This is a genomic window from Empedobacter sp. UBA5528 (assembly GCF_002426075.1).
In the GTDB taxonomy this organism is placed as follows: domain Bacteria; phylum Bacteroidota; class Bacteroidia; order Flavobacteriales; family Weeksellaceae; genus Empedobacter; species Empedobacter falsenii_B.
Genome location: NZ_DINY01000025.1, coordinates 1 through 14,370, shown reverse-complemented (window position 1 = coordinate 14,370; position 14,370 = coordinate 1). Strand labels below are relative to the sequence as shown.

Below are 14,370 nucleotides of genomic sequence, written 5' to 3'. Positions count from 1 at the left end.
TAGTTAACCTTCTTTATCTTTTTTGTTCGGTTTGTTAGTTGATTTTTTTCCGATTCCGAAGAAATTTCCAATTGTGCTTGGATATTTTACTGAAACCAAATCGGCTACCTCCAACGATAATTTTATTAAAGCAACATCATCCATAACTTTTTGTTTTATTGTTTCTGGAAGCTTTTCATTGGCTAGTATAGTCTTAAAAGGATTTTCCATTTTACAAAGCGTTATAAATTTTTAGTAAACGATTTTTTGCTCTATTCAATCTCATCTTAGTTGCACTTTCTCCAATCTCTAAAGTTTCTGAAATTTCTTTGATTGAAAATTCATCTTGATATTTCATGAGTAATATAGATTTCTCTTCGACATCCAACTCCTTTAGGGACTGCGTTAGTTTTTCGATTTTTAATTCAAAAATTTCTTTGTCATCAATAATTTCATCATTATAGTTATCAACCAAATCATCCGTTACCGAATAATTTTTTCTTTCTTCTTTTATCTTTCGTTGCACATGATTGACACAAAAATTATATGTAAAAGAATATAACCAAGTAGAGAATTTAGATTTTGATTGATATGTTTTCAGTTTTACAAACAACTTTACAAATATATCGTGCGTCATATCTTGTGCCTCAGCTTGATCCTCTACAAAACTCAAACATTTATTATATACCGTATGTGCATACCTATCATACAATATACCGAACAAATGCTGATTTTTTGTTTCGACAATCTTATACACCAAAATGTCATCTGCAATATTTTCTATAGAATCTTTTGACATTTTAACTGCTTACATTTAATATGACACACCTATTCTTATTTGGTCACTCATTTTTTTAGCTTTTTTTATCAAAAAAAATTAAATAATTTTAATTTAATCGAATATCTATTTAAAATACAATAATATACAAAAAAAAACCGACAAATAAAAATTTATCGGTTTTTTATGAATAATAATTAATTACGAATTATTTCTCCAAAACATCTAAGACATCTTGAAAACCTCCTCCATTAAAAATTTCGTCTACACCTTGCGCTTGCAAATATTGTGCAGCTTGACCTGAACGGTTACCGCTTCTACAAAAAACTACTATAGGTCTTGACATTGCTTTAAATTCCTCTACTCTTGTAGGAACTTCTCCTAATGGAATATTGATTGCATTTGGAACAAATCCATCTGTATCCAATTCAAAAGGCTCACGAACATCCACTAATGTTACATTAGCATTGTTTATTGCTTCAACTGTTGTCATTTTAATAATTCTATTTCTATTTTTTATCCAATCAATAATTTTGCCAAGCATCTTACCAAATTCTAATACGGTCTTTTGGTGCTTTGTACAATTTATCTCCTGGTTTTGTTTTAAACGCATCGTGGAACGCATCAATATTAACGATTGGTCCAAAAGAACGGTAATATCCAGGAGAATGTGGATCTGTTTTCACTTGATTTACTAAAGCTTCGTCAGTCGCTTTTGTTCTCCAAATAGTTGCCCAAGATAAGAAGAAACGTTGTTGCGGAGTATATCCATCTATGTTTCCGTAAGTTCCTTTATCTTTTAAATACATTTGCAAAGCATCAAAAGCAACAGAAGCTCCTCCTAAATCTCCAATATTTTCTCCAGATGTAAAAATTCCATTTACATGTGTTCCTGCTACTGGTTCGTAAGCATCATATTGTCTTGCTAAAGCACCTGTTGCTGCTTTAAATTTTTCTTCATCTTGAGGTGTCCACCAGTTCACTAAATTTCCATCTCCGTCAAATTTAGCTCCCGAATCATCAAATCCATGAGAAATTTCGTGACCAATAACTGCTCCAATTCCTCCAAAGTTTACAGCTGCATCTGCTCTATAATCATAGAATGGTGCTTGTAAAATTGCTGCTGGGAATACAATTTCGTTATTTGTTGGATTAAAATAAGCATTAACTGTTTGTGGAGACATTCCCCAACGTGTTTTATCTACTGGTTTTCCAAAATCTTTCAAATTATCTTGGAATCTCCATTGACTGTAAGCTAAATTATTTTCAATTAAAGATCCTCCATTTTTAATTGATTTAACTTTAAATCCTGAATAATCTTTCCATTTATCAGGGTAACCAATTTTAACCGTAAATTTATTTAACTTTTCAATTGCTTTTACTTTTGTATCCTTTGACATCCACTCTAAATTATTGATGTGCATATCAAACGATTTAAATAAATAACTAATCAATTCTTGCGCTTTTGCTTTTGCCTCTGGTGGAAAATTATCTTTCACATAAATTTGTCCTAATAACTCACCAACTGTTCCATTTACATAAGCCAAACCTCTTTTATCTAAAGCTCTTTGTTCTTTTTGACCAGATAATTTTTTACCATAGAAGTCAAAATTAATTTTTTCTAATTCAGTTGTAGAAGAATTAGAAAAAGAATCAATCAATTTGAATTTCAAATAATCTTTGATGATTGGTAAATTCTCTTGATTTATGATTTTATCTAAATTTTTGTAATAATCTAATTCACGGATGATTACTTTGTCAGGATTAATTCCGAAAGACTTTACAAACTTCACTACATCAACATTCTTAGAAAAAGCTCCTGCTTCCGATAATGTTACTAAATTATAAGATTTATTTGGATCACGGCTTTCTTCAACAGTTTTGATATATTTTGCCATCATTTTCTCGAAAGCAACAATTTTTGGTCCTTTTAAATCACGAGTTTTAGATCCTGTAAAAGGAAAAACTTGATCGATATATTGATTTAAGTTAGCTAAAGTTTCAGTATTTTTGGCATCCTCTTTTTGGTAATATGTTTTACCTAAAGTTAATCCAACACTTCCTAAATAAACAGCATTTTGCGTACTATTTTTCATATCAGTATAAACAGAAACACCATAAAATGGATTCTCTCCAATTGGAGTAACTTCTGTTAAATACGCTTGTAAATCTGTCAAATTTTTGATTGCATCAATTTGCTTAAAATATTTCTGAATTGGAGCAATTCCTGTTTTATTTCTAGCTTCCATGTTTGTGTAAGCTGAGTATAAGTCAGAAATTTTTTGTTCATTAGAATCTTGAGCATATTTATTATTCAATAAATCTTTTACCAATTTCAAAGAAACCTTATCTGTATTCTCTCTCAATTCATCGAAACTTCCCCATCTTGCTCTATCAGATGGAATTTCTGTAATTTTCATCCAATTACCATTTACATAATTATATAAATCATCTTGTGGACGAACAGACTTATCCATATAATTTGGATTAAAAGCCTGATATGATTCTTGCGCAATTGCTAAAACAGAAGTACATGCAAATGCAGCAACAAATAGTTGTTTTTTCATATTTCTACTAAGTATTTTTGATATGATATGTCGAAATTAATACGACCTTTGTTACAAATTTACTAAATAAAGTATTAATTATTCGTGCAATTTTTGACACTTTTGAAGAGGAAGATTAACATTTTTAAAACTTTCAAACCAAAACTCTTTATCATTTAAGATATTTTATATTGTAAAAAGCTTATTAAAACAGAAAATTTTTCTATATATATCATTCCATATTTATATATTTAACAAAAAACAATCGATTTCTTTATTAATATCTAAATATTATTTTACTATATCCATATTCAATAGAAAATCTTTAAATTTGGAACCAAACAAAAGTAACTTTTTAAGATGGAAACCAATACGATTTTGATCACCGGCGCTTTAGGACAAATTGGTTCTGAATTGGCTGAGAAATTAAAAACCATTCATGGAAAAAATAATGTAATTATTTCTGATATACGTGATCCTAAAGATGTTGATTACGACGGAATTTACGAAGTAATTGACGTAATGGATGCTGATCGAATAAAAGAAGTCATTGCAAAACACAATATTAAAACTGTTTATCATTTAGCGGCTCTACTTTCTGGTACAGCTGAAAAAAATCCAATGTTTGGTTGGAAATTAAACATGGACACTTTGCTTACTTTCCTTGAATTAGCGAAAGATAAAGTAATCGATAAAATCTTTTGGCCTTCTTCTATTGGTGTTTTTGGTCCAGATACACCAAAAGACAATACACCACAAAATACAATTCAAACTCCTTCTACAGTTTATGGCATTTCCAAATTGTCAGGAGAATATTGGTGCAAATGGTACCAACAAAATCATAATGTAGACGTTCGTTCTGTTCGCTTTCCTGGTCTTATTTCTTGGAAAACTCCTGCTGGAGGTGGAACTACAGATTATGCAGTTGATATTTATTACAAAGCAATTGAAGATGGAAAATATACTTCTTTCTTGAAAGAAGGAACTTATTTACCAATGTTGTATATGGATGATGCAATAAATGCCATTATTGAATTAATGTCTGCTGATCCAAAACAATTAGGTGAATTTAAATCTTATAATTTAGGAGGTTTAAGCTTCGCACCAGAACATTTAGCAGCAGAAATCAAAAAACATATTCCAAATTTCACAATCGATTATGCACCAGATTTCCGTCAAGCTATTGCAGATTCTTGGCCGTCTTCTATCGATGATTCTGTTGCAAAAGCAGATTGGGGATTTGAACCAAAATTTGATATCGATAAAATGACAACTACAATGTTAGACAATTTGAAAATAAAATTAGGTAAAGCTTAATTTTTTCTTACAATACAATATTTTAGGAATGCTCTTTGATAATTTTTGGTTAAAAAACCACAAAATATGTCAGGAGCATTTTCTAATTTAAAAAATATCGTCCATCTACTAAAATCTGTTAATTTAGAGCAATTAAATAAAATTTCTCAAAAAGTAGATTTACCTCTTTTAATGGAAAACTTTTCTAAACTTGATGATAAACAACTTCAAGGAATGATGAAAATGTTAAATCCAAATAAAAAACACAAAGAACTTCCTCCAATTGATGGTGATTTCTACGATGTTTTTCACACTTTAACTCCAGAACAGCGTGAATTACAATTAAAAGTAAGAGCTTTTATGGAAAAAGAAGTTAAACCAATTGTTAATGATTATTGGCTTCGCGATCAATTTCCTTTTGAATTAATTCCAAAATTTAAAGAACTCAACATTTGTGGCGTCACTTATGATGGTTATGGTTGTCCAAATTTACCTTTTATTATGGAAGGCGTTTTGGCTATGGAAATGGCTCGTGTAGATGCTTCGATTGCAACTTTTTTTGGCGTACAATCTGGTTTGTCTATGGGATCAATTTATATGTGTGGATCGGAAGAACAAAAAGCAAAATGGTTACCACAAATGCAAAAATTTGATAAAGTTGGAGCTTTTGGATTAACTGAACCCGAAGTTGGTTCTGGTGCGGCAGGAGGTTTAACAACAACGTGTAAAAAAACAGAAGAAGGTTGGATTTTAAACGGTCAAAAGAAATGGATTGGAAATGCGACTTTTGCAGATTTAGTGATTATTTGGGCAAGGGATTTAGATGATGGTGAAGTAAAAGGTTTTATTGTCGAGAATAATAATCCTGGCTTTTCTGTAGAAAAAATTAAAGGAAAAATGGCTTTACGAATTGTTCAGAATGGCTTGATTACTCTGAAAGATTGTTTAATTACAGAAGAAAATCGTTTACAAAATGCTAATTCATTTAAAGACACGGCAAAAGTATTGCGAATGACGAGAGCTGGAGTTGCTTGGATGGCAACTGGATGCGCTCGTGGAGCATATGAAAGCGCTTTGGATTACACTCGAAATCGAAAACAATTTGGAAAACCAATTGCTTCTTTTCAAATGATACAAGGACATTTGGTAGAAATGTTATCTAATTTAACAGCAATGCAAACTTTAGTTTTTCGCTTATCTGAAATGCAAGACGAGGGAATTTTACTAGACGAACACGCATCTTTAGCTAAAGTTTTTTGTACAATGAGAACACGCGATGTCGTTTCACGAGCACGAGAAGTAATGGGCGGAAATGGAATATTATTAGAGCATGACGTCGCTCGTTTTGTTGCCGACTCCGAAGCCATTTACAGCTACGAAGGCACAAAAGAAATCAATTCGCTTATTGTAGGTCGATCTATCACAGGATTTAGCGCGTTTGTATAAATAAAATTTAAAAATCCCAATAAATTAATTTATTGGGATTTTTTATCTACTTTTTGTTCTCCAAAAAAGTTTCAAAAGCTTTTTCGAATTCTTCTAATGTGATTAAATGTGTCATTTCAGCATCAAAAATCTGTTCGATATTTCCGTTTTGTTTTTGAAGATTTTCTACAAATTCAATCTGAAATTTTGGTTCGATCACATCATCTTTTAATCCTGTAAAAATTAAATTTGATTTTGTTGGAACTCCTTTTAATAATTGTTCTGGCAAAAANNATTACAGCAGGATTAAACATCAAAACTGGAACATTTAACAATAATCCCAAATAATAACTTATCATTCCGCCTAAACTTGTCCCTGCAATAAATTCGATTGGTTCCTTTGTAAAATGTTCAATCAAATCTTGAATCAAAGTTGGAGCATTATCGTAATCAATTGATGGTGCATAACATTCTCCCAAAGAATCTAAATATTCTCTCTTTTCATCTGTTACAAAACCTTGGTAGCCGTGTAAGTATGCAAATTTCATTTGTTTAAAATTTTAATAATTTGATACTGAAAACTTTCAGTAGTTAATGTAAAAATACTAAAAAACCCTTTCAGAAAATTTCAGAAAGGGTTAAAGTTATATAAAAAAATCTTTTTAGTTTACTGATTCAGTTTCCTCTACAGATTCTTCTTTTTGAGTATTTGGTAATTCTCCTTTGAACAAGAACGAAATAATTTCTTTGTTCACTGTGTCTAACATTCTTTGGAAGATATGGAAAGACTCTTGTTTGTAAACAACCAATGGATCTTTTTGTTCGTAAACCGCATTTTGAGACGTTTTACGTAAGTCATCAACATCACGTAAATGCTCTTTCCAGTTATCATCAATCAAACTTAATACAACTGATTTTTCGAAATCTTTTATTAAAGTTTTACCTTGAGATTCGTATGCTTCTTTCAAATCACAAACAACTGTCATTTGACGAATTCCGTCTGTAAATGGTACTTGAATACGAGAGAACATATGTCCTTGATTCTCGAAAACATTCGAAATTACTGGGAAAGCTGTTTCTGCAACATATTTCATACGTGCTTTGTAATCTTCAATTGCTGCGTCGTACGTAATATTTGTTAAATCTTTGATTGATTTAGATCTAAATTCATCTTCAGTAACAGGAGTTCCCATTGTAAAGAATTTAATTAAATCTAATTCATATTGATCAAAATCTTCGAAATCTTTGTTAGATTTTACAACAGAAGCCGCAACATCATAAATCATATTTGCAATATCAACTTCCAAACGATCTCCGAACAATGCATTGTGACGACGTTTGTAAATTACTTCACGTTGTTTATTCATTACATCATCATACTCTAACAAACGTTTACGAATACCGAAGTTATTTTCTTCTACTTTTTTCTGTGCACGCTCGATAGATTTTGTAATCATAGAATGTTCAATCACATCACCATCTTTGTGTCCCATACGGTCCATTAATTTTGCAATTCTTTCTGAACCGNNCTTGACGACCAGCACGACCACGTAACTGACGGTCTACACGACGAGAATCGTGACGTTCAGTACCAATAATTGCTAAACCTCCAGATTCTTTTACTTCTTTCGTTAATTTAATATCGGTACCACGACCAGCCATATTCGTTGCAATTGTTACAGCTCCTGGTTTACCAGCTTCTGTTACAATATCAGCCTCGCTTTTGTGTAATTTTGCATTTAAAACATTGTGATTAATTCCACGTAATTTTAATGCTTTTGATAATAACTCAGAAATCTCAACATTAGTTGTTCCAACTAAAACTGGACGTTTGTCATCTTGAGATAAACGAACAATTTCCTCGATTACTGCTTTATATTTTTCACGATTTGTTTTGAAAACAATATCGTTTTTATCGTTACGTAAAATTGGGCGGTTTGTTGGAATAGAAACAACATCTAATTTGTAAATTTCCCAGAACTCACCTGCCTCAGTTTCCGCTGTACCAGTCATACCTCCTAACTTATTGTACATACGGAAATAGTTTTGTAATGTAATTGTCGCAAACGTTTGTGTAGCTGCTTCAATTTTTACATTCTCTTTCGCTTCAATTGCTTGGTGCAATCCATCCGAATAACGACGACCATCCATAATACGACCTGTCGATTCGTCAACGATTTTTACTTCACCTTCAACCACAACATACTCGATATCTTTTTCGAATAATGTATATGCTTTTAACAATTGGCTTAAAGTATGGATACGCTCAGATTTGATTGAGAAATCACGGAAAAATTCTTCTTTCATTTGAAGAATTTCTTCTTTAGTTTTTCCTGAATTTTCAATTGCTCCAATATTTGTCGAAACATCTGGTAAAATGAAGAAATTCTCATCTTCCATTCCTTTAGACAAATACTCGATTCCTTTATCTGTTAAATCTGATTGATTTTGTTTTTCATCAATAACAAAGTATAAATGCTCGTCAACTTTTGGCATTTCACGGTTATTATCCTGAATAAAATGCGCTTCTGTTTTTTGTAATTGAGCACGAATACCATCTTGAGATAAGAATTTGATTAATGGTTTGTATTTTGGTAAACCACGGTAAACTTGGTATAATTTGAAACCACCTTCTTTTAAATCTCCTTGTTTGAATAATGTTTTTGCTTCGTTTAATGTTTTTCCTAACATCTCACGTTGCATTTGATATAAACGATCAATTTTTGGTCTTAATACATCAAATTCGTGACGATCTCCTTGTGGAACTGGACCAGAAATAATCAATGGTGTACGAGCATCATCAATTAAAACTGAATCGACCTCATCGACAATCGCAAAATTTAATTCACGTTGTACCAAAGCATCTGGTGTATTTGCCATATTGTCACGTAAATAGTCGAAACCAAATTCGTTATTTGTTCCATAAACAATATCAGATGCATACGCATCGCGACGACCTGGAGAGTTTGGTTGGTGATTATCGATACAATCTACTGATAAACCATGAAAAGAGAAAATTGGACGCATCCACGCCATATCACGTTTTGCCAAGTAATCATTCACCGTTACTAAGTGAACTCCACGACCAGTTAGTGCATTTAAGTAAATAGGTAAAGTTGCAACCAACGTTTTACCTTCCCCTGTTTGCATCTCCGCAATACGACCTAAGTGTAAAGCGGTACCTCCAATAAACTGAACATCGTAATGAGACATATCCCATGTTACTTGACGACCTGCTGCATCCCAAGAGTTTTTCCAGATTGCAGTATTATCATCTTTAAGAGAAACGAAATCGTGTCCACGATTTACCAAAACTTTATCAAACTCAGAAGCTGTAACTTCTAACGTTTCGTTTTCAGTAAAACGTTTCCCTGTTTCGCGCATTACAGCAAAAGCTTCTGGTAAGATTTCTAATAAAATCTTCTCTTCTACTTCGTATGCTTCTTTATTGATTTTATCAATTTTAGCGTATAAATCTTCTTTTACACCAAAATCTTCTGTTTCCTCAACTTGTTTTTTTAACTCTTCAATTTGAGTTTTGAAATCTTTAGTCGCATCAGCTAATTTAGCTTTAAACTCTAAAGTTTGCCCTCTTAATTCATCAATTGATAATGAACTAAGCTTTTGACCAGCTTCATTCGCTAAGTCAACATATTTTCGTAATTCTTTTACATCTTTGGCATTCTTATCACCTAAGAAACCTTGTAAAATTTTGTTTAAAATATTCATATTTTTCTGCGTTCTTCGTCAAAATTAGCCACAATATATTTGAGACTAATTAAGATGCAAATATACGTTAACTATGTTAGTTATAGATTATAGAATCGAAAAAAGCCCCAATTTGGGCTTTTTTATTTTTAATATTCGTCCTCGTTCCAAAGGAAATCGTCGTCCGTTGGATAGTCAGCCCAAATTTCTTCAATGCTTTCGTAAGAATCTCCTTCATCCTCAATAGATTGTAAGTTTTCTACAACTTCCAAAGGTGCACCAGTACGAATTGCGTAATCAATTAATTCATCTTTTGTTGCTGGCCAAGGTGCATCACTTAAATAAGATGCTAATTCTAAAGTCCAATACATAGCTTATATTTTTTATTATTAGTAGAGACAATTAAACTCTAATTTATTTTCTAAAATTTGATTTTTTGCAAATCAAATAATCTGCCAAAGTCAAACTGTCAGTATTTATGTTAAAATTAAATTTTTTCGTTCTCTATATTTATTTAATTTTATGCCTAAATATAACGAAAATGGACACGAATATAACAAAATTATTTGCAATAAAATATCCAATTATTCAAGGTGGTATGATTTGGAATAGTGGTTGGCGATTAGCGTCAGCTGTAAGTAATGCTGGAGGACTAGGTTTAATAGGTGCTGGAAGCATGTATCCTGATGTTTTACGCGAGCATATAAAGAAGTGTAAAGCTGCTACAAATCATTCTTTTGGCGTTAATGTTCCAATGCTTTATCCGAATATTGAAGAAATTATGCAAATTATTGTGGAGGAAGGTGTAAAAGTTGTTTTTACTTCTGCCGGAAATCCAAAAACGTGGACAGAAACTTTAAAAAAAGAAGGAATAACTGTTGCACATGTTGTCAGTAGTGCCAAATTTGCATTAAAATCTCAAGATGCAGGAGTGGATGCTGTCGTGGCAGAAGGTTTTGAAGCTGGCGGACATAATGGCAGAGAAGAAACCACTACACTTTGTCTTATTCCGAATGTGAAACGTCAAATCGATATTCCATTAATTGCTGCTGGAGGAATTGGAACAGGTTCTCAAATTTTAGCAGCATTTGCATTAGGTGCAGATGGAGTACAAATTGGTTCTCGTTTTGCTGCAACTCAGGAATCTTCTGCTAATCAAGCTTTCAAAGATGTGATTGTAAATGCGCAAGAAGGTGACACGCAACTTACATTGAAAGAATTGGCTCCTGTTCGATTGATTAAAAATGAGTTTTATAATCAAGTTCAAGAAAAATATCAACAAGGCACAACCGCAGAAGATTTGAAAGAACTTTTGGGTAGAGGACGTTCTAAGAAAGGAATGTTTGAAGGCGATTTGGTAAATGGAGAATTAGAAATTGGTCAAGTTTCGTCATTAATCGATTCTATTCCGACAGTTGCAGAAGTTTTCGACGATTTATTAGTAGATTATCAAGTTGCAAAAGATAAATTAATTCGATTATAATCATCGTTCAGTTTTAAACACTATAAAAAAGCTGTCAAAAATTTTTGACAGCTTTTCGTTTTATAATCTTCCTTGTTCTTTTAATTTCCAATAACGCATTAGTCCATTAACAGACATCCAGCATGGATTGGCATATTCATACACCTGAATTTGATCTTCTGTTAAACCTAAGTCTTTATAGTTTTTTGTGACATAATCGACAAAAACAGGGACAATTTCTTCGGTCGGAATTTTATCATCATACATCGGTTTGATATAATTTGACCAATCATCTAAAGCTTTTTCTAATTGATCAAAATGATTTTCTAAATCTTCGTGATAACCATAATGCGTCGGATAAATTCCTTTTGCATTAATTTTTCTCAATTTAGCAATCGATTCTTTCCACAATTCAATATTAATATCTGGCGGCGGACAAGGAGGCGAAACAGGTCCATTTTCTATCTTCACCCCCGCTACATCACCTGTAAAAATAACATCGTCCAACACATAAGCATTGTGATGAACAGCATGTCCAGGCGTATAAACAGTCTGAAAAACAGCATCACCAAACTCCACACTTTGTCCATCTGCCAAACCAACCAAATATTCTTCGTCAATTGGTTTCATTTCTCCCCACAAACGATCCATATCGTCACCATAAATCATTTTTGCAGATTCCCACAATTTCTCAGGATTTTTCAGATGCGGTAAACCAATCGGATTTAAAAAAATTGTTGCGCCATGTTCTGTAAATTTCCATGCAGCACCAGCGTGATCAAAATGAATATGTGTAATTAATATGTTTTCAATATCGATTACCCGCCAACCTAAAGCTTCTATTCCTGTTTTCAGATTTTCGAAAGTGGAGTATGGGCCCGGATCGACTAAAACCGGTCCCTGTTCTGTTTCGATTAAATAAGTTGCGATAGCTTCCTTTTCATTTTGAAAATTCAGGTCTATTGTATGTATTTTTGGCATGCTATAATATTTCTTCTATGGTATATTTTATTCCATTAAATTCTATTTTATCGCCGGCTCGTTTTCCAACCAACGCTTCAAAAATAGGTGCTTGTGTACTAATTCCTACAAACTTTTTATTTTCCCATTCGAAATCTTTGAAAGATAAACCAATGACAAAATTAACTTTGTCAGTCAAAAACAACATTTCCTTCCGTTATTTCATCAATCAACTCAGGGCGAAGTACTCTGAAGTTATTTAAATCTTCTGTTGCTTGATTAATTCTTATTTGTAAATTTCTGGCGGAATCTGTCGACTGACTTTGTTGTGCAAAATCATCAAGCTCTAAACTCGATTCTTCATCTAAATCAGCACTTTCAGTATAAATTCGCTCCGATTCTTTTAAGGCGTTTATTTCATCTTGTTTAAGTTGAATAAGATGCTGAATGACATCTTTTCTGATATGTTTTTTATTCATTTTTGTAGTTTTAAGTTTAGATAAACTTACAAAAAATAAAAAACTCCTGAACTATTCATTCAAGAGTTTTTTACTACTATATTTAATTATCCTGATGTTATTGAGCGAAGCTATAGCGTGCACCTCCCGGACTGAAAATAGATAACATTCTACTTTTTTGTCCTTCAGAGAACATATATAATCCTCTATCGTCACTATAATCCATATAATTCATGGTCATTTCGACAGGAGATCCTGAACATGTACTATAATGAGGGTATGCAGGGACACCATAGTTTGGTGCATTATGATAAGGCGTATCGTTCACATAATCTGTTAGACATCCACCACCATCTCCCCAAATGTGACGTAAATTCATCCAGTGCCCAACTTCATGAGTAGCTGTTCTCCCTAAATTGAACGGGTAAGTTGCTGTTCCTGTATTTCCAAAATATCTTGAATCAATTACCACTCCGTCTGTTGCAGAACTACCCCCGGGAAATTGTGCATAACCCAGAATACCACTTCCGATTGTACAAACCCATAAATTAAGTTTTGTTGTAGGGGAAGTTGGCAGAATTCCTGTACTTTTCTTCATGGCATCATTTGTTCCCCAAGAAGTTTTTGTTGTTTGTTTTCTGTTCACCGTTTCTAATTCAAATTTAATCCCAACATTTGCTTTTACATTTGAAAACAAAGCGGGTACCTGTGAAAAATCAGCATTCTGTGCATTGAAATCTTTATTTAAAACATCAATTTGAGATTGAATCTGAGCTAAAGAAATATTTTCAGCGGCCGTTTTATACAAAACATTTACAACAACAGGGATAACAATAGTTCCATTGACTAGTTTTCCTTGCATTTTTTCAAAGTTTTGGGCATGGGCTTCAATATCTGCCATTTTTGAGGCCAGATTAGGATTTTCTGATAGCTGTAATTTTAAAACTTCATCAGAAGCGCACGTTCGACTTGCAACTTTTTGATTAGCAGATTCTGCTTGAGGATCCATTTCGTTTTTAGTGTCATCACTACAAGCTGTGAATACAGCAAGTGTAGCTAATGTAAAGATAAGTTTGTTCATATTATTGTTATTTAATTAGTGTTATTTAATTAGTGTCTACTAAAAATACAATAATATTTATTAAAAACATGAATAAAATCATATTTTAACAATAGAAACAATTACAGGTACATAATAGTTTGCAAGAATGGAAGTTAAATTGAAAAAATATCACATCTGATTTTATGGAAGAATTTCATTGATTTCATCCTCCAGTTCATATTTGGTCATGGCTTGATCATGAAAAACAACTTTTTCTCCTTTATTGTAAATAATTGTAACAGGAATATTTCCACCCCACTTGGAATCGAAAGAAGGAATCCATTCATTCATCCGCTTGGTGTCATCCAGTAAAACAACTTCTGTATTGATGTGATAATCTGTTATAAATTTCTTTACTTTATCCAATACTTTTGGTCGATCCAAAGATACCAACAGCATTTTGAAATTGGGATTGTCTTTGTATTTTTCATTAATTTCCATAAATGCAGGAATTTCTTCAACGCAAGGAGCACACCATGTTGCCCAAAAATTAACGACAACAACTTGATCTTTATAAGTTGTGATTTTTTCGTGTAAAGCTTCATATTTTACAGTTTCCACAGATTGTGCATTTACAGTAGAAAAAGCCAAAATTCCCATTAAACCAAGGAAAGAAAATAGTTTCATATTTACTTTTTAAAAATATTTGTTCAAAT

General features: G+C 32.3%; 15 protein-coding genes and 1 pseudogene. 3 read left to right on the top strand and 13 right to left on the bottom strand.

Annotation, left to right across the window (positions count from 1 at the left end; all coding sequences use genetic code 11):
* Positions 1-3: 3 nt before the first annotated feature.
* The 4 genes from B4L98_RS05125 to B4L98_RS05110 form a co-directional block, all read right to left on the bottom strand.
* Positions 4-210 carry a hypothetical protein gene (locus B4L98_RS05125; RefSeq protein WP_038333652.1) on the bottom strand — a complete coding sequence of 69 codons (207 nt, stop codon included), beginning with the start codon at positions 208-210 and terminating at the stop codon, positions 4-6.
* A gap of 1 nt (position 211) precedes the next feature.
* Positions 212-778, bottom strand: a complete 567-nt coding sequence (locus B4L98_RS05120) for an RNA polymerase sigma factor (protein WP_038333651.1) — start codon at positions 776-778, stop codon at positions 212-214.
* 187 nt (positions 779-965) lie between these two features.
* A complete protein-coding gene (locus B4L98_RS05115; RefSeq protein WP_038333764.1) occupies positions 966-1,250 on the bottom strand; it encodes a rhodanese-like domain-containing protein in 285 nt (94 codons plus the stop codon).
* A 52-nt stretch (positions 1,251-1,302) separates the two neighbouring features.
* Positions 1,303-3,324, bottom strand: a complete 2,022-nt coding sequence (locus tag B4L98_RS05110) for a M13 family metallopeptidase (RefSeq protein ID WP_286496203.1) — start codon at positions 3,322-3,324, stop codon at positions 1,303-1,305.
* Positions 3,325-3,663: 339 nt separating this feature from the next.
* On the opposite strand from B4L98_RS05110, the gene B4L98_RS05105 reads away from it, so the two are divergent.
* Both B4L98_RS05105 and B4L98_RS05100 read left to right on the top strand, forming a co-directional pair.
* The gene (locus B4L98_RS05105; RefSeq protein ID WP_219035143.1) at positions 3,664-4,620 is read left to right on the top strand and encodes an NAD-dependent epimerase/dehydratase family protein; all 957 of its coding nucleotides are present in this window, start codon (positions 3,664-3,666) and stop codon (positions 4,618-4,620) included.
* A 66-nt stretch (positions 4,621-4,686) separates the two neighbouring features.
* Positions 4,687-6,045 carry an acyl-CoA dehydrogenase family protein gene (locus B4L98_RS05100; protein WP_219035144.1) on the top strand — a complete coding sequence of 453 codons (1,359 nt, stop codon included), beginning with the start codon at positions 4,687-4,689 and terminating at the stop codon, positions 6,043-6,045.
* A 46-nt stretch (positions 6,046-6,091) separates the two neighbouring features.
* Here the strand turns inward: B4L98_RS05100 and B4L98_RS05095 are convergent, their stop codons facing one another.
* The 4 genes and pseudogenes from B4L98_RS05095 to B4L98_RS05080 all read right to left on the bottom strand — a co-directional run bounded on the left by B4L98_RS05095 (position 6,092) and on the right by B4L98_RS05080 (position 10,103).
* Positions 6,092-6,244 (bottom strand): hypothetical protein, encoded by a 153-nt coding sequence (locus tag B4L98_RS05095; RefSeq protein ID WP_291077673.1) that lies wholly within the window; start codon positions 6,242-6,244, stop codon positions 6,092-6,094.
* A 1-nt stretch (position 6,245) separates the two neighbouring features.
* Positions 6,246-6,572, bottom strand: coding sequence for a YqiA/YcfP family alpha/beta fold hydrolase (locus tag B4L98_RS05090; protein ID WP_291077672.1), 327 nt, complete (start codon positions 6,570-6,572; stop codon positions 6,246-6,248).
* Between the two features lie 162 nt (positions 6,573-6,734).
* Positions 6,735-9,753 (bottom strand): annotated as a pseudogene (gene secA / locus B4L98_RS05085) (preprotein translocase subunit SecA); the annotation flags it as partial.
* A gap of 128 nt (positions 9,754-9,881) precedes the next feature.
* Positions 9,882-10,103 carry a DUF2795 domain-containing protein gene (locus tag B4L98_RS05080; RefSeq protein WP_019976296.1) on the bottom strand — a complete coding sequence of 74 codons (222 nt, stop codon included), beginning with the start codon at positions 10,101-10,103 and terminating at the stop codon, positions 9,882-9,884.
* A 170-nt stretch (positions 10,104-10,273) separates the two neighbouring features.
* On the opposite strand from B4L98_RS05080, the gene B4L98_RS05075 reads away from it, so the two are divergent.
* The gene (locus B4L98_RS05075) at positions 10,274-11,215 is read left to right on the top strand and encodes an NAD(P)H-dependent flavin oxidoreductase (RefSeq protein ID WP_219035146.1); all 942 of its coding nucleotides are present in this window, start codon (positions 10,274-10,276) and stop codon (positions 11,213-11,215) included.
* A gap of 60 nt (positions 11,216-11,275) precedes the next feature.
* Here the strand turns inward: B4L98_RS05075 and B4L98_RS05070 are convergent, their stop codons facing one another.
* From B4L98_RS05070 to B4L98_RS05050, 5 genes are all read right to left on the bottom strand, one after another.
* Positions 11,276-12,175: an MBL fold metallo-hydrolase gene (locus tag B4L98_RS05070; protein ID WP_219035147.1), complete on the bottom strand. Its 900-nt coding sequence runs from the start codon at positions 12,173-12,175 to the stop codon at positions 11,276-11,278.
* 1 nt (position 12,176) lies between these two features.
* Positions 12,177-12,362: a hypothetical protein gene (locus B4L98_RS05065; RefSeq protein WP_291059559.1), complete on the bottom strand. Its 186-nt coding sequence runs from the start codon at positions 12,360-12,362 to the stop codon at positions 12,177-12,179.
* A complete protein-coding gene (locus B4L98_RS05060) occupies positions 12,346-12,633 on the bottom strand; it encodes a hypothetical protein (protein ID WP_291059561.1) in 288 nt (95 codons plus the stop codon). The genes B4L98_RS05065 and B4L98_RS05060 overlap by 17 nt, the downstream gene beginning before the upstream one ends.
* Before the next feature lie 97 nt (positions 12,634-12,730).
* Complete coding sequence (locus tag B4L98_RS05055) at positions 12,731-13,693, bottom strand: zinc metalloprotease (protein ID WP_219035149.1); 963 nt, start codon at positions 13,691-13,693, stop codon at positions 12,731-12,733.
* A gap of 162 nt (positions 13,694-13,855) precedes the next feature.
* The gene (locus B4L98_RS05050) at positions 13,856-14,341 is read right to left on the bottom strand and encodes a TlpA family protein disulfide reductase (RefSeq protein ID WP_280037360.1); all 486 of its coding nucleotides are present in this window, start codon (positions 14,339-14,341) and stop codon (positions 13,856-13,858) included.
* Positions 14,342-14,370 lie beyond the last annotated feature (29 nt).